Origin of the sequence: Paenibacillus sp. FSL H7-0943 (genome assembly GCF_037963265.1) — a bacterium.
In the GTDB taxonomy this organism is placed as follows: Bacteria; Bacillota; Bacilli; order Paenibacillales; family Paenibacillaceae; genus Paenibacillus_AQ; species Paenibacillus_AQ odorifer.
In genome coordinates this window covers 5,204,013-5,228,652 of sequence record NZ_CP150148.1, presented here as the reverse complement: position 1 = coordinate 5,228,652, position 24,640 = coordinate 5,204,013, and the positions used below count along the sequence as shown (strand labels likewise).

Sequence of the window (24,640 nt, the reverse complement as noted above, 5' to 3'; positions counted from 1 at the left end):
GGATTACTATGAAAGTTAACGATTTATCTGCTTGTCTTGCTACTTCGCAACTATACGGGGATGGAGATGTGGAGATTACTGATCTTCAGACGGATTCCCGCCGTGTAGGCCCGGGAGATCTATTCATCTGTTTGCCTGGCCACACCGTGGACGGGCACAAATATGCGCCGCAAGCAGTAGCCTCCGGAGCGGCGGCTATTGTATGTGAGCACAAGCTGGAGCTTGATATCCCGCAGATTGTTGTGGATGACTGCCGGTTTGCGATGTCTGTCATGTCGAATGCTTTCTTTGGCTCACCTAGCAGCCGGATGAGAATGATCGGAGTGACGGGCACAAACGGCAAAACAACAACGACTTATCTCATTGAGCGGATTATGCAGGATCAGAATATGAAGACAGGTCTGATTGGAACGATTCAAATGCGCTATGACGGCAAAAGCTACCCTATGTCAGGCACAACTCCAGAATCGCTAGATCTGCAGCGTTCCCTTCATGATATGGCTTCCAAAGGTGTGGAATGTTGCGTAATGGAAGTATCCTCTCACGCACTTCAGCAAGGACGTGTGAAGGGTGCGGACTTCCGTACGGCAATTTTTACGAACTTAACCCAAGATCATCTGGATTATCATCATACAATGGAGGAGTATCGGGCGGTTAAAGGGCTCTTTTTCTCCAGATTGGGAAATGTGATCTCTCCGTGGAAGGAAGAACGCAAATATGCGGTGTTGAACGCGGATGATGAAGCCAGTCAATATTTTGCAGCCCAAACTGCGGCGGAAGTGATTACATATGGCATTGATAACAACGCTAATGTCCGAGCTTCGCAAATATCGATCACTGCAAAAGGAACTTTTTTCCATGTAGATACGTTTAAGGGGAAGACGGACATTTCGCTCCGTATGGTTGGTAAGTTCAACGTCTACAATGCACTCGCGGCGATTACAGCTGCTTTATTGGAAGATGTCTCTCTGGCTGATATCAAGACTAGTCTTGAGGCAATCGATGGTGTAGCTGGACGGGTGGAGTCAGTGGACGAAGGTCAGGAATTTGCTGTTATCGTTGACTACGCACATACACCAGACGGGCTAGAGAATGTATTAAAAACGGTCTGCGAATTTGCTACCGGCAAAGTGCTTACAGTGTTTGGCTGTGGCGGTGACAGAGACCGGACGAAACGTCCATTAATGGGGAAGATCGCTGCACGATATAGCGACATGGTATTCGTAACTTCTGACAACCCCCGGACGGAGGAACCTCAACTAATCTTGAAGGATATAGAAGCAGGACTAGTAGAGGATGGAGTCACCTCTGACCGGTATCATATGATTGTTGATCGCCGAGAAGCTATCGGGAAGGCTATTGAAATGGCAAGCCCTGGCGATGTAGTATTGATTGCGGGGAAAGGTCATGAGACCTATCAACTGATTGGCGGAGTGGTTCATGATTTCGATGACCGCATCGTCGCTAAAGAAGTTATAAGGGGCCGAAACTATTGATTACAAGAACGCTTGAAAATATTGCTGCCATGTGCGCAGGGGAACCTGCTGCTGTCGAAGCTATGAATACAACCCTTACGGGAGTCGTTACCGACTCCCGTAAGATCACACCCGGTTGCCTGTTTGTGCCTCTATCTGGAGACAAATTCGATGGTCACCACTATGCTGCCGCAGCACTGGCTGCTGGTGCGGGTGCAACCTTGTGGCAACGCGATAAAGGACCGGTACCTGAAGGTGGCGGAGTTATTATTGTTGAAGATACACTAGAGGCTCTTCAGAAGTTGTCCGCTGCTTATCTGAAGGAAGTGGCTCCACAGGTTGTCGCTGTTACGGGCAGCAACGGGAAAACAACAACAAAAGATATCATTATGTCTCTGCTTGAAGTGCAGTTCAAAGTGCATAAGACAGCAGGGAATTTCAATAATCATATCGGTCTTCCGCTTACTATTTTATCCATGGCTGAGGATACAGAGATCGCTGTACTTGAAATGGGGATGAGCTCGCGGGGAGAAATTGCTCTGCTGGCTTCTTTGGCTGAACCAGACGTAGCGGTAATTACTAATGTAGGCGAGTCGCATTTACTGCAGCTGGGGTCACGTAAAGAAATAGCCCGCGCCAAGCTGGAGATTGCTGAAGGGCTGAAGCCGGGGGGATTACTGATTTATAATGGTGACGAACCGCTGCTGACTGAGGTAATGCAAGAGTCCACTTTTAAGGCTCCAGAAGGGATGAGAACCTTCCGATTTGGTCTAAATGAGGATAATGATGATTATCCAACAGGGATGATGTCCCATACTGGTGGCATGACGTTCACGTCAAGCCGTCATAAGGAACATGCTTTTACATTACCGCTGCCAGGTCAGCATAACGTTGTTAACGCTCTGGCTGCACTAGCGGTTGCTCGTCATTTTGGGGTTACGGAGCAGAATATGAAGGAGGGTCTCAGCAGGCTCAAGTTGACGGGCATGCGGATTGAAGTGATTCGGACTTCCTCCGGACTTACGCTTTTAAACGATGCTTATAATGCCAGCCCTACTTCTATGAAGGCGGCTATAGATGTCCTGCAATCTATGAAATGCAGTGGCAATAAAATCGCTGTGCTCGGGGACATGCTGGAACTTGGGCCGGAGGAAGTAGAATTTCATCAAGAAATAGGCTACTACCTTGACCCTTCATTAACTGATTTTGTATGTACTTACGGACCATTATCCGTTCATATTGCCAAAGCAGCAGAAGAGAAATTCGGCAAAGAGCGCGTAAAAGCTTTTACAGATAAAGCGGAACTAACCGCTGTCCTTCTAGAGAAATGCAGTGCTAAGGATATTGTTCTATTTAAAGGATCAAGAGGGATGAAGCTCGAGGAAGTGCTTCAGAGCCTAAATAAAGATATTCAACAGACCTAAATCATTGGAGGGGGTGTACCCATGGATTATCAACTATTGTTATTGACTATTGCTGTTTCCTTTATCCTTGCGGTCATTGCCGCTCCGCTCTTCATTCCGCTTCTGCGCAGGATGAAATTCGGACAGCAGGTGCGAGATGACGGACCGCAAACCCATTTGAAGAAAGCGGGAACGCCGACTATGGGCGGTATCGTGATTATCGTAGCTTTTACCTTGTCTTATCTGAAATTTTCTGTGGTGAATACAGATTTTTACGTACTGCTTGTAGCTACGCTTGGTTTTGGATTGATCGGGTTTTTGGATGACTATATCAAAATTGTATTTAAGCGTTCCTTAGGGCTCACAGCACGTCAAAAGTTATTTGGACAGCTGCTGGTTGGTGCTCTGATGTGCGGTCTTCTGATTTATGCCGGACACAGTACAAGTATCAGCGTACCAGGTACTGATTTCAGCTTTGATTGGGGTGGCTGGTTCTATTATCCATTCATCATTATTATGATGATGGCAGTGACGAATGCCGTTAACTTTACAGATGGAGTCGATGGACTGTTGTCCGGGGTTAGTGCCATTGCTTTGGCCGCATACGCGGTGGTGGCAATGCAGGCTACGTCTATTGCGGCAGGTGTATGTGCTGCGGCCATGATTGGTGCTGTACTTGGCTTTCTTGTGTTTAATGCCCACCCTGCTAAAGTATTTATGGGGGATACGGGTTCGTTTGGTATTGGTGGCGCGATAGGTGCTATTGCTATTGTCACGAAGAGTGAGCTGCTGTTTCTCATCATTGGCGGTGTTTTTGTAATTGAAATGTTGTCCGTTGTGATTCAAGTCGTTTCATTTAAAACCCGTGGCAAACGTGTATTCAGAATGAGCCCGATTCACCATCATTTTGAGCTTGGTGGCTGGTCGGAGTGGCGTGTGGTAATTTCGTTCTGGGCGGTTAGCTTGGTGTTGGCTGCTGTGGGACTATTTATTAGCAAGGGGTTGTAGAGAATGAAACATCCAGATAAGTATCGTGGTGAAGAAGTTGTGGTTCTTGGGCTTGCTAAAAGCGGTGTCCAGGTGGCTAAAGTGCTGCATGAACGCGGCGCTGTAGTTACGGTGAACGATAAAAAGGAAAGAGATCAAAGTCCCGAAGCTTCCGAATTGGAATCTTTGGGAATTTGTGTTATATGCGGTGGGCATCCGGAAGGTCTTATTCATGAAGGTGTAAGTCTGGTAATCAAGAATCCAGGCATTCCTTATTCTGCGCCCCCTGTACAAAAGGCAATTGAGCTTGGAATTGAAGTGGTCACAGAGGTAGAGGTGGCTTATCGACTTTGTGCAGCGCCGATGATCGGGATCACGGGTTCCAATGGTAAGACGACAACGACGACCTGGGTTGGCCATATGCTGGAAGCTGCGGGAATGAACCCTATAGTTGCGGGCAACATTGGTACGCCTCTCTGTCAAGCTGCACAAGAGGCTACAAAGGATGATTGGATGGTAGTTGAGCTTAGCAGCTTTCAACTTAAAGGAACGGAGACCTTCCGGCCTAAGATAGGCTGTCTGCTGAATATTGCAGAGACCCATCTGGATTATCATGGAAGCATGAAAGATTATGTGGATTCCAAAACCAAGCTGTTCGCTAATCAATTAGCTACGGATACAGCAGTGCTGAACTGGGATGATCCTGTCTGCCGGGAACTTGTACCCTATATGAAGGCTTCGATTCTTCCATTCTCCTTGTTTGAGGAGCTGCCTCATGGAGTATTTGTTAGCCCGTCCTACATTACGGGGCAAGATGATGAGCTGAAGCGCCACATTATCTATCGCGAATCTGCGGACAAGGAAACGATAATCGCGGATGTAGATTCCATCGCCCTTCCGGGTCGCTTTAATGTGGGGAATGCGCTGGCTGCCTGTGGAATTGCTATTGCCGCTGGAGCGGACCCCTCTCTATTAAGCGAAGTGCTTTCTTCTTTTCGCGGTGTGGAGCACCGCCTGGAGTATGTAGCTGATAAGGCTGGAGCCGCTTATTATAACAATTCCAAAGCAACGAACTCCAAAGCGACAATTACGGCTTTGACATCGTTTCAGCGGCCGGTGGTATTGATCGCTGGCGGATTAGACCGTGGCTCCGATTATATGGAGCTGCTGCCTGTCCTGAGCGGACGCGTCAAAGCTTTGGTGGCGTTAGGACAAACCAAGGACAAGCTAATAAATGTAGCACAGCTGGCAGGATTAAAGCAGATTATCTCCGTCGATAATGGGGAGAGCGCCGCCGCCGTGCTGCAAGCAGCTGTGCGGGAAGCTTCCGCTCTGGCGGAAGAAGGAGATATCGTTCTCCTGTCTCCTGCATGTGCTAGTTGGGATATGTTTACATCCTATGAAGAGCGCGGGTGTATTTTTAAAGAGGCGGTGCATAACCTTTAAGTAGGGGGGTGGATAAGCCCCTACTACGGATGCAAGAGGTGTGCTCCTGATGAACAAAACTCGTCATGCTCCCGATATTTGGTTGCTGATTCCCATTCTTTCTTTGCTGGTGATCGGCATGGTGATGGTATACAGCGCCGGATCTGTTTTAGGCTTCCGCAATTATGGAGATTCGTTTTACTTTGTAAAGAGGCAGCTTTTGTTTGCAGGACTGGGACTTGTTGCAATGTTTGTTACAGCGAATACAGACTACAAAGTGTTAAAAAAGCTGGCTAAGCCGGCACTGATTGTCTGCTTTATCCTGCTCGTTATGGTGCTTATTCCCGGCATTGGTGTAGTTCGCGGGGGAGCGCGCAGCTGGCTCGGAATCAGCTCCTTCGGGATTCAGCCCTCCGAGTTCATGAAGATGGGGATGATTCTATTTCTGGCGAATTGGCTGGGAAAAGAAGAGTATGATATCACCTCCTTCACTCGTGGCTTACTTCCCCCGTTAGCGCTTATCGGATCAGCTTTTGCACTGATTATGCTCCAGCCGGATCTGGGTACAGGTACCGTTATGTTTGGCGCAGCCTTAATGATGGTCTTTACAGCTGGAGCAAGAATGAAACATCTACTCTCACTAGGAGTAGCTGGGGTGGCTGGGTTTGTTGCTTTGGTTGCCGCAGCACCTTACCGGTTGCAGCGTATAACCGCTTTTCTTGATCCTTGGTCCGATCCCCTCGGTGCAGGCTACCAGATTATTCAGTCGCTATACGCGATTGGGCCTGGAGGGCTCGGGGGTCTCGGACTTGGAATGAGCCGGCAGAAGTACAGTTATGTACCTGAGCCGCAGACCGATTTTATTTTTTCTATATTGGCCGAGGAACTGGGGTTTATCGGTGGTTTGGCTGTGTTGATCCTGTTTCTTATTCTAATCTGGCGCGGAATGAAGGTGGCGATGAGTCTGCCTGACCGTTTTGGAAGCTATTTGGCCGTTGGCATCGTCTGTATGGTGGCTGTGCAAGTCATTATTAATATTGGTGTGGTCATCGGTCTAATGCCTGTAACAGGCATCACACTTCCTCTGATTAGCTATGGAGGTTCTTCACTTACACTGATGTTAACCTCCCTGGGCATTCTATTGAACTTATCCCGTTATGCGAGGTGAAAGACATGCGTATCGTATTAAGCGGCGGAGGCACGGGTGGTCATATCTATCCCGCAGTCGCTGTTGCTAGACAACTGGAATCAGAAGATAGTGAATCTACCTTCCTGTATATTGGTGGAACGCGTGGCTTAGAGAGCAAGCTCGTTCCCCAAGAGAATATCCCTTTCAAATCTATCGACATCACTGGCTTTCGGCGCAAGCTGTCCATGGACAACGTCAAGACGGTGATGCGTTTTTTAAAGGGCGTTAAGGCTTCCAAAGAAATGTTAAGAGAGTTTAAGCCTGATGTTGTAATTGGTACAGGCGGTTATGTATGTGGTCCAGTCGTTTACGCTGCATCCCGGCTGGGCATCCCAACCTTGATCCATGAGCAAAATGCTATCCCTGGTTTAACAAATCGTTTTCTAAGTCGTTACGCGAGTACAGTGGCCGTAAGCTTTGAAGGGACAGAATCTGCTTTTCCGGGGAGCAAGCACGTAATCTACACAGGTAATCCTCGGGCAACGACGGTTACTACGGCTAGTTCACAACGGGGGTTTGCCTCGCTGGGCATTCCGGATAACAGCACGGTTGTTTTGGTTGTTGGCGGCAGTCAAGGGGCTAAGGCTATTAATAAAGCCATGATTGAAATGGCCCCATTTGTGGGTAAGGGTAATGGTGTTCATTATGTTTACGTTACAGGTGAGCCTTATTTTGAGGATACCCGTGCTGAATTGCGTCAGAAGCTGGGTAGCACACCGAACTGGCTGCATGTCCTACCTTATGTTCACAATATGCCGGAGGTCTTGGCTTGTACCTCCTTAATCGTAAATCGGGCGGGGGCATCCTTTCTCGCTGAGATTACAGCGCTGGGTATTCCTTCTGTACTTATCCCTTCTCCTAATGTGACGAATAATCACCAAGAGGCGAATGCAAGACAGCTGGAACGCGAAGGGGCCGCTGTGGTGCTGCTTGAGAAGGAATTGAATGGTAAGGCGCTTTATGAAGCTGTGCAAGCAATCATTGGAACTGAAGCTGTACGCCAAAAAATGTCCGAGGCTTCCAGACGACTGGGCAAAAGGGATTCTGCTGCCATTGTCACTAACGAACTCCGAAGACTAGCCGGTAAACAGTCTTAAGCCATTAACCTTTGAGAGGTTTTTCCTTATTGGCAGCTCTCTGTCACACACTTGGAGGAACGAACATAGGATAATCCTATAATCGTGACAATCACCCAGGACACTTCCTAACCTGAAAGGTAGTGCAGGATAATCTTGTACATTTCATATGACCTTGTATCGGAAGTGTTTGTGGTGGGTGAGCGGTAATCTCGGAGGTGATACATTGGACAAATTGGTGATTGAGGGTGGAAGTCCCCTGTCAGGCACCATTCGTATCCATGGAGCAAAAAATGCGGCGCTGCCGATTCTAGCGGCAAGCCTGCTGGCCGAAGGAGTTCACTCACTGCATAATGTGCCGAAGCTGCTGGACATCGAGACTATGCTAGACATCTTGGATCGGCTGGGCTGCAGGTGCGTGCATCAAGAGGATACGGTGACGATAGATACGTCAGCCGTGGGGACATCTCATGTACCTGAGGATTTGATGCGGCAGATGAGATCTTCCATTTTTTTAATGGGACCGCTGTTATCCAGATTTGGTGAGGTAACGATCTATCAGCCTGGTGGCTGTGCGATCGGGGAGCGTAAAATCGATCTTCATTTGCAGGGTCTTAAAGCACTGGGGGCGGAGATCGAGGAAAGCAACGGACGAATATCCTGTCGGGGCTCAAAGCTTGTAGGGAGTGATATTCATCTCGACTATCCAAGTGTTGGAGCCACGGAGAATATTATGATGGCTGCCGCCAAGGCAGAGGGGACAACGACGATATCGGGAGCAGCAAGAGAGCCGGAAATACAGGATCTACAGCAATTTTTGAATAGTATGGGTGCTCAGATTATCGGTGCAGGCACGGATACCATTACGATCCAGGGTGTCAAAAACTTATATCCCTGTACGTACGAGGTAATCCCAGACCGGATAGTGGCTGGAACTGTAATGATTGCTGCAGCAGCTACACGTGGGAATGTGACCTTGACACATACGAACGCCGGGCATCTGACTTCGCTTATTCATGTGCTTAAGCGGGCTGGTGTTCAAATCACAGTATGCAATGATATAATTAATGTCAGTTGCATGGGGCGTCCGCGTGCGGTTGAGAGAATTGTAACCTCTCCTTATCCTTCTTTCCCGACGGATCTGCAATCTCAGGTCATGGTGCTGCTGTCGCTCGCCGATGGTTTTAGTGTGATCAAGGAGACGGTGTTTGAGGGACGGTTCAAACATGTGGAAGAAATGGCCCGGATGGGTGCTGACATTTCTATCGATTTGAATCGTGCGTTTATTCGCGGCGTTCAGAGATTGTATGGTGCTACTGTGGAAGCTACTGATTTGCGGGCGGGTGCAGCTCTGGTCATTGCCGGGCTTGCTGCACAAGGGACTACGGTCGTTGAGCAAGCGCATCACATTGACCGTGGTTATGATGGAATAGAGAAGCTGTTTCAGAAGCTTGGCGCGCGTATAAGCCGTAAGGTGCCTGTAACGGATCCACTTGATTTGGCCAATTAAAGCTCCCTGTCTCCTTCCAGATCTCCCAGAGAAGGAGACAGGGCCTTATTACGGAGAATATGAGAATGACTACAACCCGATTACCTCTTCTTAAAGAGGACAAGCCTAAGAAAAAAATGAGCCGTAAGATTACGGCGATCCTGCTGCTGCTGTTCACTGCGCTTCTTGCTGTGATTTTTTTTAGATCGTCTATTAGCCATATTACAGTGATAGATTTTCAAGGTAGTAAGTATTCTACTAGTGAAGAGCTACTCTCACAAAGTGGAATTAAAATAGGTGGGCAATTCTTTGCTGTATCAACGAAAGCTGTGGAAGAATCTCTGCTGAAGCTTAAGACGATTAAAGACGTCAGCGTGCAGAAGGATTTCCCCGGGGTGATCACAGTGAAGATTGAGGAATTTCCAGCGGTAGCCTATGAACTGGAACAGGGAGGCCTCTTGAAGGCAATTCTATCCAGTGGAGCTGCAGTCCCTGTTAATGAGACAGGAATTGCCGTTGAGAAACCCATATTAACGAACTGGGACCCGGAAGATCCGAATAAGGCTAAGCTATGTCAAGCATTAGCAAGCATTCCTAATGAATTGACAAGTGATATCTCTGAGATTGTTCCCTCGCCGACCTTGTCTTTTCCAGACCGGATCAAGCTCTATACTAGATCCCGTTTTGAGGTGATTACAGCCATCTCATTGCTAAAGAGCAAGGTGTCCTATTTGAATCAGATTATAGAGACTGAACAGCCTGGACTGATTAAAATGCTAGAAGCCGATTCATATGTTCCCTTTCAGGTTGTAAGCGATGAAGAAGATGTTGCGCAAGAGTAGTGTGGAGGTAAATAGTCCCTACTAATAGAGTTAAAAAAATGCTACAATCGGAGTTACGGGCAATAAGCTATATCCCTCTTTTTTCTTCGATTTTTTTGAGATATAGTACTATATTTGGTTGAAATGACCAATTAGGCCGATATTTCTTGTGATAATTGCTATTTTTACAATAACATATGAGTAACTATTCACATTTGGGGATGTTGGAATATTATTCCGTTCAAAAAATTTGTAGAAAAAAGAGGGAAAGGATTAGGTATGTTGAATATGTACAGAGAAGTTTCCCGGGACCGGGATAAGGTAATGCAATTAATTATGATTATAACAGGAGGTGCCATAGGACTTGAGCAACAATGACATCATTGTTAGTTTGGACATCGGTACATCCAAAGTTCGGGCAATAATTGGGGAAGTTACCAATGGAACCTTTAATATTATTGGCGTTGGATCTGCCGATTCGGAAGGAATACGTAAAGGCGCGATTGTAGATATCGACCAAACTGTGCAATCGATCAAAAGTGCTATAGATCATGCAGAGCAGATGGTGGGTATTCAAATATCAGAGGTTTATGTAGGCATTTCCGGTAATCATATTGGCCTGCAATCCAGCCACGGTGTTGTGGCCGTTCAGAATGAGGATCGTGAAATCGGCGATGATGATATCGATCGCGTAATTAAAGCTGCGGAAGTCATTGCTATGCCTCCGGAGCGTGAAGTGATTGATGTTGTTCCCAAACAATTTATCGTCGATGGTCTTGAAGGAATTCAAGACCCGCGCGGAATGATTGGTGTTCGTCTGGAAGTTGAGGCAACAATCATTACGGGTGCTAAGACGCCAATACATAATCTACTACGCTGTGTTGAGAAATCAGGGCTGAAGGTAAAGGATCTTGTGCTGATGTCTCTTGGAGCTGGTGGATTGGCGCTGTCCAAGGACGAGAAATCGATGGGATCTGTTCTGGTTGATATCGGTGCGGGCTCAACAACAATAGCCATATACGAAGAGGGTTCTCTTAGTGCAACCTCCACGATTCCGATCGGAGGAGAATTCGTAACCAATGATATTGCCTACGGACTTCGGACACTTACTGATCAAGCGGAGAAGGTAAAACTTAAATATGGTTGTGCTTGGATTGACGATGCAGCCTCAGACGTTGTCTTCAAGGTATTGCGCATTGGCAGTAACGTGGAGAAGGAATTTAACCAAGAGGATCTGGCGGCCATTATCGAGCCAAGGGTGCAAGAAATATTCCACCTGATTCGTCAAGAAGTTAAACGGCTTGGTTACAGTGAACTGCCTGGAGGTTATATACTAACAGGTGGGACTGTCTCGATGCCGGGTGTATTGAAGGCTGCTCAGACCGAGCTGGCTGCATCTGTACGCATCGCCGTGCCGGATTATATCGGTGTACGGGACCCTGGGTTTACCGGCGGTGTCGGTATTCTGCATAATGTTGTCCGTAGTTTCCGTGGAAGAAACAGTGGTGGAAGCAGCAACAAAAAGACGGTCAACCGGAGCAAGCAGAACGCCACTCCGAGTCAGGAAACTGTTCAGAAGCCCGGATTTGTGGAGCGTCTAAAAAATATGTTTAGCGAGTTTATATAAGTGTAAGTCCAGATATACTTGGACCGGCCATCCAAGCACATTGAGGGGGAGATGGAACAATATGTTAGAATTTGATTTTGAAATGGAGAGCTTGGCGCAAATAAAAGTCATCGGCGTGGGCGGCGGAGGTAGTAATGCTGTCAACCGGATGATTGAAAACGGCGTTCAGGGTGTAGAATTTATTACGGTTAATACAGACGCCCAAGCGTTGCATATGGCCAAATCGGAGCACAAGCTGCAGATTGGGGACAAGCTGACCCGCGGTTTGGGTGCAGGCGCCAACCCTGAAGTCGGTAAGAAAGCAGCGGAGGAATCCCGTGATCTGATTTCGAATACCCTTAAAGGTGCAGATATGGTATTTGTTACTGCAGGAATGGGTGGCGGTACAGGTACAGGTGCGGCACCAGTTATAGCTGAAATTGCTAGAGAGTGTGGAGCCCTGACTGTGGGTGTAGTGACTCGCCCGTTCACATTTGAAGGAAGAAAACGTTATAACCAGGCAATGCTTGGAATCGAAGCTTTGAAAGAAAAAGTCGACACACTAATCGTCATTCCAAATGACCGTTTGCTTGAAATTGTTGATAAGAAAACACCGATGTTGGAAGCTTTCCGTGAAGCAGATAATGTTCTCCGGCAGGCTGTTCAAGGTATCTCTGACCTAATTAAGGTTCCTGGTCTGATTAACCTTGACTTTGCGGATGTAAAGACGATCATGACAGAACGCGGTTCAGCGCTTATGGGTATTGGTATTGCAAATGGTGAGAACCGTGCGTCTGAAGCAGCACGTAAAGCCATCATGAGCCCACTCTTGGAAACGTCTATTGAAGGCGCCCGCGGCGTAATCATGAACATTACGGGAGGATCTAACCTCTCTCTATACGAAGTCAATGAAGCGGCTGAGATTGTTACATCCGCCTCTGATCCTGAAGTGAATATGATCTTTGGTGCGATAATTGATGAAGGCCTGAAGGATGATATCAAAGTAACAGTAATTGCTACTGGCTTTGAACATAAACCATCGCCTGAAGCTCCAGGACGCCGTCCGGTCTCGACGAATAACGAGCCAGCGGCAGCACCGGATAAGAACGCTGCTAATCTGCGTCCGTTCGGGAATCAGAACACGTCAGATCAGTTAGATATTCCGACGTTCCTGCGTAACCGTAATCGTGGCAACAATGACTAATTAAATATTTTTATTAAGAGATATGAAGCACCGTATTCCCCAGCTAATAGAGCTAGGGCAATGCGGTGCTTTTTTTTATGTGAAATGCTGTTCAGTAGGAATAAAACCCTCCCGCGCTATAACTCGACAAAAAAACCTTAAGAATGCCCCCCAAGTTTAGACAGACTTTGAATGCGAGACTTTTTATACTAATCATATCGTCCAAAAAAACAGAGCCTGATCCATTTTGGCTACAGGATAGATTCCGCCATAGTAAGCAGGTGAATGCACTGGTTGTTTATATTGACTTGATATTCGCCGCCAATCTAGTGATCGACGGAATTCTTTTGTGGCTGACAGGCTGGATGGTCAAGCTGAGGATATCATGGTGGCGCTTAGTCCTCTCAGCTCTGGTTGGTGCGCTGTATGTGGTGATGATGTTTGTGCCGGAGTTGTCTTTCATGTATACCTTCCTCATTAAGTTTGGCTTGTCGGTGGTTATGCTATGGATTGCCTTTGGTTTTGGGAGTCTGCAAAGCTACCTTCGCACTATGGGAGCTTTTTATATTATCAATTTCGCAGCAGCTGGTGGGATTGTAGGTATTCACTATTTGCTGCAGAGCTCCGGTGATATTTGGAATGGTATTATGTTCACTGCTTCAGGAGGGCATGCTTACCGCCTAAAGATTGGCTTTTGGTTTGTAATTGCAGTATTTCCCCTGGTGTTAATCTGCTTCAAGGCAGTGCACTCCTCACGAATCAGAAGGGAGCAGCTTGAAACCTATATCGGTGAGGTGGTAGTAGAAATTGATGGAGTGACTGTTTCCTGTCCCGGCCTGCTAGACACAGGTAACCGGCTTTGTGATCCTTTGACCCGCATACCGGTGATGGTTATGGAATCTTCGCTCTGGGAGGGACATCTGCCTGAAACATGGAAAGGTAGACTCACTCAGGACGGAGCGGACAAACTTTTACTAGAAACGGACGGGCAGTCGTTTGCTTGGCAGGACAGGATGCGACTGGTGCCTTACAGGGGAGTTAACCGGGGGGCATCATTTATGCTCGCACTGAAGCCTGATCAGGTGACGATAAAGCTTGGTGAAGATATCTTTTATTGTAAAAGAGTCTTGATTGGGCTGGATGGTGGGACATTGTCGGGGGATGGAGCCTATCGGGCTGTAATACATCCTGATTTGACTCAAAAAGAGAGCGCTACTGTTGCAGCACTGCCTTCCTAATCTTTAAAGCTAGCTGAACCAAACTTCTGATGGCTGAAAGCGGGATTTGAAAGCTTCACACGCGAACCGTGCACTTCTTGGAGGAGGAACAAATAATGGTCAAATGGAAAATTGCTCTGCAGCTGCAATATTACCGCATGCTGTTTCTACTAGGGCTGAAGAGTCAGGAAATCTATTATATTGGCGGGAGTGAGGCACTTCCTCCACCGCTGACACGGGAAGAAGAAGAATATCTGCTTCAGCGGCTGTCTAGCGGCGATGCAGCTGTTCGTGCGATGTTGATTGAGCGCAATCTTCGCTTGGTAGTATATATCGCTCGTAAATTTGAGAATACCGGAATCAATATCGAGGATCTGGTTTCGATTGGCGCTATTGGCTTAATTAAGGCTGTGAACACTTTTGATCCTGAGAAAAAAATAAAACTGGCTACTTATGCATCCCGCTGCATAGAGAATGAAATCTTAATGTATCTGCGGCGGAACAGCAAGACACGGAGTGAGGTTTCTTTTGATGAGCCGCTTAATATTGATTGGGATGGCAATGAATTATTGCTTTCTGACGTATTAGGAACGGAAAATGATACCATTTATCGGAACATAGAAGAACAGGTTGATCGCAAGCTGCTGCAAAAGGCACTGGAAAAGCTGAGTGACCGGGAAAGACTCATTATGGAGCTGAGATTTGGCCTGCGCGGAGGCGAAGAAAAGACACAAAAAGATGTGGCTGATCTGCTTGGCATCTCCCAATCTTATATTTCGCGGCTGGAGAAAAGAATTATCAAGCGGCTGCGCAAGGAGTTTAACAAGATGGTGTAAGGTGAAATTAGCAAGGAATAAAATGGCGAGCCCGGGAGATAATGTACAGTAATGTTTCTCCTTGGGAGGTAAATCATCATGACCCGTAATAAAGTCGAGATTTGCGGTGTGGATACTGCTAAGCTGCCTGTTCTAACGAATGTGGAAATGCGGCAACTGTTCACTTCGCTGCAGCAGCAGGGCGAGCGATCCGCCAGAGAGAAATTGGTAAACGGTAATCTTAGACTTGTTCTAAGCGTTATCCAGAGGTTCAATAATAGGGGAGAATTTGTTGACGATTTGTTCCAGGTGGGTTGCATCGGTCTGATGAAAGCCATCGATAATTTCGATTTATCACAAAACGTTAAATTCTCCACATATGCAGTTCCGATGATTATCGGTGAGATTCGGCGTTACCTGCGTGATAACAACCCGATTCGGGTATCACGTTCTCTCAGAGATATCGCCTACAAGGCGCTCCAGGTACGTGATAGTCTGACCAATCAGAACTCACGGGAACCGACGATATTCGAAATATCAGAAGCGCTGGGTGTGCCGAAGGAAGATGTTGTTTTTGCTCTTGATGCCATTCAGGATCCAGTGTCCTTATTCGAGCCGATCTATCATGACGGCGGCGATCCTATTTATGTAATGGACCAGATTAGCGACGATAAGAATAAGGATGTGTCGTGGATCGAAGAAATTGCATTACGTGAAGCGATGCGTAAGTTAGGACAAAGGGAGAAACGAATTTTATCCATGCGGTTTTTCGAAGGGAAAACACAGATGGAGGTCGCAGATGAGATTGGCATTTCACAGGCACAGGTCTCACGTCTGGAGAAATCTGCGATTCAGCAAATGCAAAAACACGTGAAATCTTAGAGCAGTAGCCATGAGGAGATATTCCAGAATCCGGGTTAAGGATTTTGGGTTGTCTCCTCTTTTTAATGCATGTTGACAAGCTTCCGGATCATATATTGGACTATAGGTCGGATTGTACAGGGGTGGTGAGATGAACGAGGATTATCAAGGGTCTGCCAAAAAAATGAAAATCTCAGATTTTCAGACGAAGGATGTTATCAACATTGTAGATGGCAAGCGGTTGGGGCAGATTAGTGATCTGGAGCTTGATTTGCGCCGTGGTGTCATTGATGCCATCGTTATACCCGGATACACTCGGTTTATGGGATTGTTCGGAGGCGGGACAGATCTGATTATTCCATGGCGGAATATAGTCAAGATCGGGTCCGATGTTGTGCTCGTGAAGATTGAAGAGTCGCGGATGTCTCCGGGACAGGAAGAGCGTGAAACGATGTATCTGGAACGGGGAGATCGCAGCGAACGGCGCACTTATTAATTAGGTGCGTTTTTTGTTTTTTTATTTTAGAATTTAGGCGATCAGGCTTAACCGTCACTTTGTACGGGTATTTACATGTGGTACACTAAGGCGGAGGTGAGGAAATGGAACCGTTTGTGCAGGGGAAAGAAATGCTTATGCTGCTCCATCTGGAGCCTTGGCGAGTGGAGCATAACGAAATTACAGCGGGGTTTACTGGTAGACAGGGAGGGGCTAGCAAGGCGCCCTATGACAGCCTGAATTGTGCGTTTCACGTTGGGGATGCTCCTGAAGATGTCCTGAGCAATCGGAGAGCGCTTGCCGAAGCTCTTGATTTCAAGCCGGAAGCATGGACCTGTGGAGAACAAACTCATGGGGCAGAGATAGCTGTAGTAAGGGAAGTAGACCGTGGGCGGGGACAACAGGACAGAGCATCGGCATTTCAAGCTACGGATGGTCTGCTGACGGATGTGCCTGGGGTTTTGTTGACTTCTTTTTATGCGGATTGTGTGCCCCTTTATTTTTATGATCCCGTGCGTAGAGTCGTCGGTCTTGCGCATGCAGGCTGGAAAGGAACGGTGGCTCAGATTGCCGCAGCTATGGTGAGTAAGCTGCAAACGGTATACGGCAGCCATCCACATGATATTGTGGCAGCGATCGGTCCATCCATTGGCGACTGCTGTTATGAGGTGGATGATTATGTGATGGAGCATGTTCGGCAGCTGGAGGGCAGCTTGAATGAGGGGATAGAAACTTTCGATGCTGTGGAGCTTTACAGAGCCTCAGAGACTGATCAGAGTAAATACTTGCTAAACTTGAAAGAAATGAATCGACGCATTATGATAAAAGCAGGAATATTGCCGACTCATATCGAATGTACAACATGGTGTACAAGCTGTAATCGTGATTTGTTTTTTTCTTATCGCAAAGAAAACGGTATTACAGGCAGAATGACGAGCTGGATCGGAATAAAGGAGAGTTGAAAGTTGTCTTTAACACTGCAGGAGAGAATTGCTGAGGTAGAGGAACGTGTAGCACGTGCCTGCGCGGCAAGCGGCCGGGATCGTAATGACGTCAAGGTAATTGCAGTGACGAAATATGTTTCTCTGGAAATGGTATCCTCCGTATTGGAGGCAGGCCTAGAGCATGTTGCTGAGAGTCGCTGGCAGGATGCTGAGTACAAATGGAAGGTTTTAGGGGACAAAGGGACATGGCATTTTATCGGGCATTTGCAAACCAATAAGGTTAAAGACGTTATTGGCAAATTTCAATATATACACTCTTTGGACCGGATGTCTCTGGCGCAAGAATTGCACAAAAAGGCGCTTGCCGCTGATCAGGAAGTGAATGTGTATCTTCAAGTGAATATCTCTGGCGAAGATACGAAGTTTGGTCTGTCACCTGAGGCAGTACCTGGATTTTTACGTGAAATCGCTAGTTTGGACCGCGTTAAGGTAATTGGACTTATGACGATGGCACCTTTAGAAGGTGATCCGGAGCTTACCCGTCCTGTATTTCGCGGACTTCGTGAGCTGCGCGATGAGCTTAATCAACTTGCTTTGACACCTGAGCCGATTACGGAGCTGTCCATGGGAATGTCGAATGATTTTGAAGTGGCGATACAGGAAGGAGCCACCTGGGTACGCCTGGGTACGGTGTTAGTAGGCCATTAGGAGGGATCGTGATGAGCGTTATGAACCGATTTATGAGTTTTTTGGGCTTGCAGGAGGAAGAGGAAGTTGTGGAGCGGGAGCAAATCCACGAAGAGGATGAGTATGAGCCGGCCCCTGTAGAAACCCGCAAAAATCAGAGGGGCAACGTTGTCAGTATCCATTCGCAAAAAAATGTCAAGGTTGTATTATATGAACCACGTTCATATGATGAGGCACAGGAGATTGCTGATCATCTCCGTTCGCATCGGACGGTAGTAATTAACCTGCAGCGTGTTCGCAATGATCAAGCAATGCGAATTATTGATTTTCTCAGCGGAACTGTTTATGCCCTTGGGGGAGGAATCTCTAAAATTGGGGGCAATATATTTATGTGCACTCCAGATACTGTTGAAATTCAAGGCTCCATTACAGAAATCCTAGGTGACGATCAAGACTATAACAGAATGAGGTGAATGGGCTTTGCTTCAAATTGATTACATTATCGATATTTTGTTTAACATTTATTTTTACATGATTATTTTCTATGTGCTAATGTCCTGGTTACCCAACGTTCGTGATAACTTCATTGGAGAACTGCTAAGCAAACTCGTAGAGCCGTATTTAACACCTTTCAGACGGTTTATTCCACCGCTCTTCGGTACACTTGATATCTCTCCAATTATTGCATTACTTGTCTTGGAATTCGCTGCAGGCGGACTTAAATCTATCCTGCATTTGATTTTTTAGGCAATTGTGATGAAGAACGAAGTTTACGGGCATTTTCATCCCGATGAACGTCAATTTGTGGACAAGGCCTTCGAATGGGTTACCAACGCTGGAGAATATCATGAGACTAAATTAACTGAATTTCTCGATCCCCGCCAAGGTTTTATTTTGCAAACTTTAGTTAACCGCCATCCTGATGTGATTGTTAAATGGGAAGGTGGACATGCTGAGGCAGAGCGGAAGCGAGCGCTTGTCGCTCCTGATTATCGTGACCTGGATCAGGAAGACATGGAGCTGAAGGTGCTTGCAATAACCTCAGGGGAGCAGAAGTTTCTGTCTCTGGAGCACGGGGACTACATGGGTTCTATTCTGGGGCTGGGCGTTAAACGAGGCAAAATCGGTGATATTCATGTTCTGGACGATGGTTGTCATGTTGTAGTCGCTGCTGATATTGCAGATTATTTAGCTATGAATTTAACTGGAGTGCACCGGATACAGGTAAGTACGGAAGTATTACCCCTTTCCGCCTTGCGTAATAGTGAGGTTAAGCTGGAATTGATGGATTTGACTGTAGCATCCCTGCGATTGGATGGCATTGCCGCAGATGTAACACGGCTTAGCCGAAGCAAAATTCTTGCTCCCATCAAGGCTGGACGTGTTCGGGTAAACTGGAAAGTGGAGGAAGACCCATCCTGCGGTCTTAAGGATGGTGACATGGTATCTATTCAAGGCTTTGGTCGCTTCAAGGTTCTAGAGGTCGGCAGTTTGACGAAAAAGGGCCGATACCGTGTTCAGATTGGTAAATTTGTGTGAATCCCTTGCAGGAATACGGTCTTACTTGTCGAAATTGATTATTTCGAGGGAATCAAACATTTTTTAAGCTGGACGCCGATACTTTTAAGAAGAGGCGGACCATGAATGGCAGGCGGAACACAGGAACACCTTCTGCCTTTACTTGAAGTACAGTCTTTCTTCTTTGTCTGCCGCTTAGTTGCGATTTAGAGATAAAGAAGGTCCGAAATTTCTAGGAGGTGCACAGCATGCCATTAACACCGCTCGATATACATAACAAGGAGTTTTCTCGGAGACTTCGCGGTTATGATGAGGACGAGGTCAACGAATTTCTGGATCAAGTGATCAAGGATTACGAAAGCGTCATCCGTGAGAACAAGGAACTGCAGAATCAGCTTTTGTCTATTCAAGAGCGTCTGGATCATTTTGTGAATATTGAAGAAAGTTTATCGAAGACGATCTTAGTCGCTCAGGAAGCGGCGGATGATGTGAAGAACAACTCCAAGAAGGAATCCCAGCTCATTATCAAGGAAGCGGAGAAAAACGCCGATCGTATTATTAACGAAGCGTTATCCAAATCCCGTAAGGTTGCTATTGAGACTGAAGAATTGCGCAAGCAAGCTTCGATCTATCGCACTCGTTTCCGGACATTAGTGGAAGCTCAGCTGGAGCTGTTATCACAGGATGACTGGAATGCCTTAGAGAGTCGTGAGGCGAGCGAGAACGTAGCTTTCAAGGATGATGTTCTTCATCGCATCTAAAGGTTTCAGACGATAATTGGCTAAATAGAGGGAGCTATTCCCTCTATTTTTATTTTCCGATAAAATAGACCATAATAAAGTGAACTCCATGTGCAAGTACCCTCATAATAGCTAGATTGGGCGAATGGTTGTTGACATTTAGATTCAAAAAGTCTATAAATAGAACATATCTGAATAATATTTATATGTATTCGATGACGGGACAAGTACGACAAGGTAACGTTCTCCAGAGAGTCGGCGATTGCTGCGAGCCGATTGTTCGAACCCTGCCGGAAGATCTTCCCCTAGAAGTTAAGCTGAAGCGTTGATCGTGCGTAAGCCTAACCGTCTGCCGGACGTTACACCGGACCTGTGCACAAGATTTACGCGCAGGACTGAGATTGTGCTGAATACACTCCCCTTAAGGATGTGCTCATGCGCAGAATTAGGGTGGTATCGCGAGCGTCGTCTCGCCCCTTTGGGGGTGGGATGACGCTTATTTTGTTGTTCCGGGGCGGCCATCCCCCTAAATCCCCCTTTCTAAGGGGGACCCCAAGGGCTGCTGCCCTCTGGACACCCGCAAAGTAAAGCCTCGTGCAAACTAGGTACGGTGGTGGTAACGAACGGATTCATGTGGCTGAAGGAGCGGCCCTTCTTAGGCTCCCCTGGCGGGTTCGCCTGCGGGGCCTTTACGGCAAGAGCGGTGAGCGACCAGCTGCGCAAGGTCGCTCATTGGCGCCCCGAGCGATTGCTGCCCTGCGGGATCGCGGCTCGGGAGCCAGGGCAAGAGCGGTGCGCGACCAGCTGCGCAAGGTCGCGTATGGCGCCCCGAGCAATTGCTGCCCTAACGGGATCGCGGCTCGGGAGCTAGGGCAAGAGCGGTGCGACCAGCTGCGCAAGGTCGCGGAATGGCGCCCCGAGCGATTGCTGCCCTGCGGGATCGCAGCTCGGGAGCCAGGGCAAGAGCGGTGAGCGACCAGCTGCGCAAGGTCGCGTATGGCGCCCCGAGCGATTGCTGCCCTGCGGGATCGCGGCTCGGGAGCCCGGGCAAGAGCGGTGAGCGACCAGCTGCGCAAGGTCGCGTATGGCGCCCCGAGCGATTGCTGCCCTGCGGGATCGCAGCTCGGGAGCCAGGGCAAGAGCGGTGCGACCAGCTGCGCAAGGTCGCCCATTGGCGCCCCGAGCGATTGCTGCCCTACGGGAACGCGGCTCGGGAGCCAAGGCAAGAGCGGTGAGCGACCAGCTGCGCAAGGTCGCGTATGGCGCCCCGAGCAATTGCTGCCCTGCGGGATCGCGGCTCGGGTGCCCGGGCAAGAGCGGTGAGCGACCAGCTGCGCAAGGTCGCCCAAAGATCGAAAAGAGCTTTATAGACTAATCCATGAAAGGATTGACCATCACATGCAAAAAGTAGATGTCAGAGAAAAGGCGCGGGTAAGAGATGTCCGCATATTAAAGAAATGGAGCGACGAAAATACGTTCCGCAAGTCCATGGAGAACCGTGAGGGACGTCCAAATTATGTATTCTATGAAGGTCCGCCTACAGCAAACGGTGCGCCGCATATCGGACACGTGCTGGGACGGGTAATCAAGGATTTCATCGGTCGTTACCAGACAATGAAAGGTTACCGCGTGGTACGTAAAGCGGGCTGGGATACACACGGTCTGCCAGTAGAACTAGGCGTACAAAAGAAGCTTGGCATCTCCGGCAAACAAGAGATCGAGGAATATGGCGTAGAAAAATTCATCCAGGAATGTAAAGACAGCGTCTTCGGTTATGAGAAGCAATGGCGTGAATTTACAGAAGCAATCGGATACTGGACGGATTTAGATAATCCTTACGTAACCTTGGATAACACCTATATCGAAAGTGTATGGAACATCTTGGCTACAGTGCATGAGAACGGGTTGCTTTACCGCGGACACCGTGTTAGCCCGTATTGCCCGAGCTGCCAGACTACACTAAGCTCGCATGAAGTTGCTCAAGGCTACAAAACCGTTAAGGATCTCAGTGCAACCGCGAAGTTCAAGCTGGATGACAGCGGAGACTACGTATTGGCTTGGACGACAACACCTTGGACCTTGCCAGCCCATATGGCGCTAGCTATGAACCCGGACATGGATTATGTACGTGTGCAACAAGAAGATGGTGTGTACATCGTTGCTAAAAACTTGGTCGAAGAAGTAATGAAAGGCGAGCACACAGTCCTTTCTACACATAAAGGTTCCGAGTTTATCGGTAAAACTTACGCACCTCCATTCGGATATATTAAGGCAGAGAAAAGCAATGTTATCGTAGGCGCTTCTTTCGTTACAGATTCCAGTGGTACAGGGATCGTACACATGGCACCAGCACATGGTGAAGATGACTACAAGACTTGCCGTGAGAATGGCATCAGCTTCGTAAATGTGGTTGATAATTCCGGTAAGTATACGGATGTAGTCTCTGATTTTGCGGGACGTTTTGTTAAGGATTGCGATCTGGATATCATTAAGGTTTTGTCTGAAAAAGGATTGCTTTACAGTAAAGAGAAATACGAGCACAGCTATCCGTTCTGCTGGCGTTGTGATACCCCACTTTTGTATTACGCAACAGACAGCTGGTTCATCAACACTACAGCGATCAAAGATCAGCTGATTGCTAACAACAACAGTGTAACTTGGTACCCTGAGCATGTACGAGAAGGCCGTTTCGGGAAGTTCTTGGATGAACTGGTTGACTGGAATATCAGCCGTAACCGTTATTGGGGTACACCCCTCAATGTCTGGGTATGTCAAGAGACGAGTAAAGAGTTTGCTCCACACAGCATTGAAGAGCTAAGAGCGATGGCGATTGGTGATGTTCCTGAAGATATCGAACTGCATAAACCTTTCGTGGATAAGATCAAGCTGCGCAGTCCGTTTAGCGAAGGTGCAGAGATGGTTCGTACATCGGAAGTGATCGACGTATGGTTCGATAGTGGCTCGATGCCTTTTGCACAAAGCCATTATCCGTTTGAGAACGAGGATAAGCTGAATGATCAGTATCCGGCAGATATGATCTGTGAAGGGATCGACCAGACCCGTGGATGGTTCTATAGCTTGCTTGCAGTATCCACCTTGTTCAAGGGTAAAGCACCTTATAAAGCGGTAATTGCTACAGGCCATATCCTCGATGAGAATGGTCAAAAAATGTCCAAATCCAAGGGCAATGTTATTGATCCTTGGGAAATCATGAATGAGTATGGTACGGATGCTTTCCGTTGGGCTATTTTGTCCGACAGTGCACCGTGGAATAATAAACGTTTCTCGCGTGGTCTTGTAGGTGAGACGAAATCTAAAGTAGTGGATACGCTGGTAAATACACATGCCTTCTTGACGCTGTATGCGGGCATTGATGGTTACGATCCAGCCGATCATCCTTTTAAAGTATCAAAACATAAGCTGGACCGCTGGATTCTGTCCCGTCTGAACAGCTTGATTCTTTTGGTGGATAAAGGACTTGCGGTAAATGACTTCGTGAATACATCTAGAGCTATTGAGAACTTTGTGGATGAGCTGAGTAACTGGTATATCCGTCGTTCCCGTGACCGTTTCTGGGGGAGTGGCCTAGGTGAAGATAAACTGGATGCTTACCGTACGTTGACTCATGTGCTTTTGGCGACAGCAACTTTGATGGCTCCATTTACACCGATGTTGTCCGAAGATATCTTCACGAACCTTGGCGGCGGAGAAAGTGTGCATTTGGCAGACTACCCGGTTGCTGACGAGAACTTGATCGATAAAGAGCTGGAAGAGGATATGGAAAGTGCAAGACAGATCGTTGAGTTGGCGCGTAACGTACGTAACGAAACAGGCATTAAGAATCGTCAACCGCTGTCCGAGCTGATCGTTTCGATGAACCGTGACTTCCATTTGGCTGAGTATGAAGAGATCATCAAAGATGAGATCAACATCAAGAACATCGTGCTGGAGAACAGTGACAGCGGATTTGTTGATTTCACACTCAAGCTGAATCTTAAGGTAGCCGGTAAAAAATACGGTAAAAATGTAGGCTTCCTGCAAGGCTTCCTGAAAGGTCTCGACAGTGATTCTACCCGCAAAGCGGTACAGGACGGTAAAATTGCAATTGCGACACCTGAAGGTGAAGAGCTTGTAATCACTTCTGAAGAGCTGCTTGTTGAAAAACAAGCCAAAGCAGGTTTCGCCGCAGCTTCCGGATATGGAGTTACGGTTGCGCTCAATACCGAAATCACGCCTGAGCTTGAACAAGAAGGCTGGGTTCGTGAGATCATTCGTGCGGTTCAAGATTACCGTAAACGTCTGGATCTGCCGATCGAGAAACGGATCGCACTCACTTTGAAGTTAGATGATGAGCTAAAAGCAGCTGTTACAGCATTTGACAATGTATTGCGAGACAATGTTCTTGTGACTACGGTTGATTTTGATGGAGAACATGCTTTTGAGACGGTAGAAGTCGGTGATAAATCCATCGGTATCCATATCGAAGCATAATTCTGCATTACCTGTCCCAAAACAGCATATACTAGCGGCATAAGTGTAAACGGAGATCTTCCGTTTATGCGGGAAATATAGTCTTTATATTTCGGCGCAAAACTAACGAGTCCCGAGCTTAAGGAGATGAATTCTCTTTGGCCGGGCTCGTTTACTTTGTAGCGAAGGAAAGACATATGAGAGGAGCCGTAGCTGTGGAGGGAAATAAGAGGAGAAT

General features: G+C 47.4%; 21 protein-coding genes and 1 other annotated feature. All 21 genes read left to right on the top strand.

Features of this window, described 5'->3' with window-relative positions:
* The first annotated feature begins 8 nt into the window (after window positions 1-8).
* The 21 genes from NSQ55_RS22945 (at window position 9) to ileS (ending at window position 24,423) form a co-directional block, all read left to right on the top strand.
* A complete protein-coding gene (locus NSQ55_RS22945; protein WP_339169306.1) occupies window positions 9-1,496 on the top strand; it encodes a UDP-N-acetylmuramoyl-L-alanyl-D-glutamate--2,6-diaminopimelate ligase in 1,488 nt (495 codons plus the stop codon).
* Window positions 1,493-2,899, top strand: coding sequence for a UDP-N-acetylmuramoyl-tripeptide--D-alanyl-D-alanine ligase (gene murF / locus NSQ55_RS22940; protein WP_076306391.1), 1,407 nt, complete (start codon window positions 1,493-1,495; stop codon window positions 2,897-2,899). Before NSQ55_RS22945 ends, murF begins: the two co-directional genes overlap by 4 nt.
* Before the next feature lie 21 nt (window positions 2,900-2,920).
* A complete protein-coding gene (mraY, locus tag NSQ55_RS22935) occupies window positions 2,921-3,886 on the top strand; it encodes a phospho-N-acetylmuramoyl-pentapeptide-transferase (protein ID WP_036683653.1) in 966 nt (321 codons plus the stop codon).
* 3 nt (window positions 3,887-3,889) lie between these two features.
* Entirely contained in the window at window positions 3,890-5,311 is a 1,422-nt protein-coding gene (gene murD / locus NSQ55_RS22930) for a UDP-N-acetylmuramoyl-L-alanine--D-glutamate ligase (RefSeq protein ID WP_280753439.1), read from the top strand.
* A 49-nt stretch (window positions 5,312-5,360) separates the two neighbouring features.
* Window positions 5,361-6,458, top strand: coding sequence for a stage V sporulation protein E (gene spoVE / locus NSQ55_RS22925; RefSeq protein ID WP_036683647.1), 1,098 nt, complete (start codon window positions 5,361-5,363; stop codon window positions 6,456-6,458).
* Between the two features lie 5 nt (window positions 6,459-6,463).
* Window positions 6,464-7,576, top strand: a complete 1,113-nt coding sequence (gene murG / locus NSQ55_RS22920) for an undecaprenyldiphospho-muramoylpentapeptide beta-N-acetylglucosaminyltransferase (RefSeq protein WP_076179294.1) — start codon at window positions 6,464-6,466, stop codon at window positions 7,574-7,576.
* 205 nt (window positions 7,577-7,781) lie between these two features.
* A complete protein-coding gene (gene murA / locus NSQ55_RS22915; protein ID WP_036683642.1) occupies window positions 7,782-9,065 on the top strand; it encodes a UDP-N-acetylglucosamine 1-carboxyvinyltransferase in 1,284 nt (427 codons plus the stop codon).
* A 65-nt stretch (window positions 9,066-9,130) separates the two neighbouring features.
* Window positions 9,131-9,886 (top strand): FtsQ-type POTRA domain-containing protein, encoded by a 756-nt coding sequence (locus NSQ55_RS22910; protein ID WP_076129061.1) that lies wholly within the window; start codon window positions 9,131-9,133, stop codon window positions 9,884-9,886.
* A 343-nt stretch (window positions 9,887-10,229) separates the two neighbouring features.
* Window positions 10,230-11,492, top strand: a complete 1,263-nt coding sequence (gene ftsA, locus NSQ55_RS22905) for a cell division protein FtsA (protein WP_076136520.1) — start codon at window positions 10,230-10,232, stop codon at window positions 11,490-11,492.
* Window positions 11,493-11,553: 61 nt separating this feature from the next.
* Entirely contained in the window at window positions 11,554-12,675 is a 1,122-nt protein-coding gene (gene ftsZ / locus NSQ55_RS22900) for a cell division protein FtsZ (protein WP_076129065.1), read from the top strand.
* Window positions 12,676-12,944: 269 nt separating this feature from the next.
* On the top strand, window positions 12,945-13,892 hold the full coding sequence (gene spoIIGA / locus NSQ55_RS22895) for a sigma-E processing peptidase SpoIIGA (RefSeq protein WP_076129086.1): 948 nt from the start codon (window positions 12,945-12,947) through the stop codon (window positions 13,890-13,892).
* A gap of 92 nt (window positions 13,893-13,984) precedes the next feature.
* Complete coding sequence (gene sigE, locus NSQ55_RS22890; protein ID WP_036683937.1) at window positions 13,985-14,707, top strand: RNA polymerase sporulation sigma factor SigE; 723 nt, start codon at window positions 13,985-13,987, stop codon at window positions 14,705-14,707.
* A 78-nt stretch (window positions 14,708-14,785) separates the two neighbouring features.
* On the top strand, window positions 14,786-15,568 hold the full coding sequence (sigG, locus tag NSQ55_RS22885) for an RNA polymerase sporulation sigma factor SigG (protein WP_036683631.1): 783 nt from the start codon (window positions 14,786-14,788) through the stop codon (window positions 15,566-15,568).
* Between the two features lie 130 nt (window positions 15,569-15,698).
* A complete protein-coding gene (locus NSQ55_RS22880) occupies window positions 15,699-16,043 on the top strand; it encodes a YlmC/YmxH family sporulation protein (RefSeq protein WP_036683628.1) in 345 nt (114 codons plus the stop codon).
* Between the two features lie 104 nt (window positions 16,044-16,147).
* On the top strand, window positions 16,148-17,005 hold the full coding sequence (pgeF, locus tag NSQ55_RS22875) for a peptidoglycan editing factor PgeF (protein WP_036683625.1): 858 nt from the start codon (window positions 16,148-16,150) through the stop codon (window positions 17,003-17,005).
* 3 nt (window positions 17,006-17,008) lie between these two features.
* Window positions 17,009-17,695 (top strand): YggS family pyridoxal phosphate-dependent enzyme, encoded by a 687-nt coding sequence (locus NSQ55_RS22870; protein WP_076185247.1) that lies wholly within the window; start codon window positions 17,009-17,011, stop codon window positions 17,693-17,695.
* Between the two features lie 11 nt (window positions 17,696-17,706).
* The gene (gene sepF, locus NSQ55_RS22865; RefSeq protein ID WP_036683619.1) at window positions 17,707-18,147 is read left to right on the top strand and encodes a cell division protein SepF; all 441 of its coding nucleotides are present in this window, start codon (window positions 17,707-17,709) and stop codon (window positions 18,145-18,147) included.
* Window positions 18,148-18,154: 7 nt separating this feature from the next.
* Window positions 18,155-18,421, top strand: a complete 267-nt coding sequence (locus tag NSQ55_RS22860) for a YggT family protein (RefSeq protein WP_036683616.1) — start codon at window positions 18,155-18,157, stop codon at window positions 18,419-18,421.
* A gap of 9 nt (window positions 18,422-18,430) precedes the next feature.
* Entirely contained in the window at window positions 18,431-19,213 is a 783-nt protein-coding gene (locus NSQ55_RS22855; protein WP_339169298.1) for a YlmH/Sll1252 family protein, read from the top strand.
* A gap of 227 nt (window positions 19,214-19,440) precedes the next feature.
* The gene (locus NSQ55_RS22850) at window positions 19,441-19,953 is read left to right on the top strand and encodes a DivIVA domain-containing protein (protein ID WP_051491297.1); all 513 of its coding nucleotides are present in this window, start codon (window positions 19,441-19,443) and stop codon (window positions 19,951-19,953) included.
* Between the two features lie 185 nt (window positions 19,954-20,138).
* Window positions 20,139-20,413, top strand: a binding site (T-box leader).
* Window positions 20,414-21,330: 917 nt separating this feature from the next.
* Window positions 21,331-24,423 carry an isoleucine--tRNA ligase gene (ileS, locus tag NSQ55_RS22845; protein ID WP_339169293.1) on the top strand — a complete coding sequence of 1,031 codons (3,093 nt, stop codon included), beginning with the start codon at window positions 21,331-21,333 and terminating at the stop codon, window positions 24,421-24,423.
* Window positions 24,424-24,640: the final 217 nt, after the last annotated feature.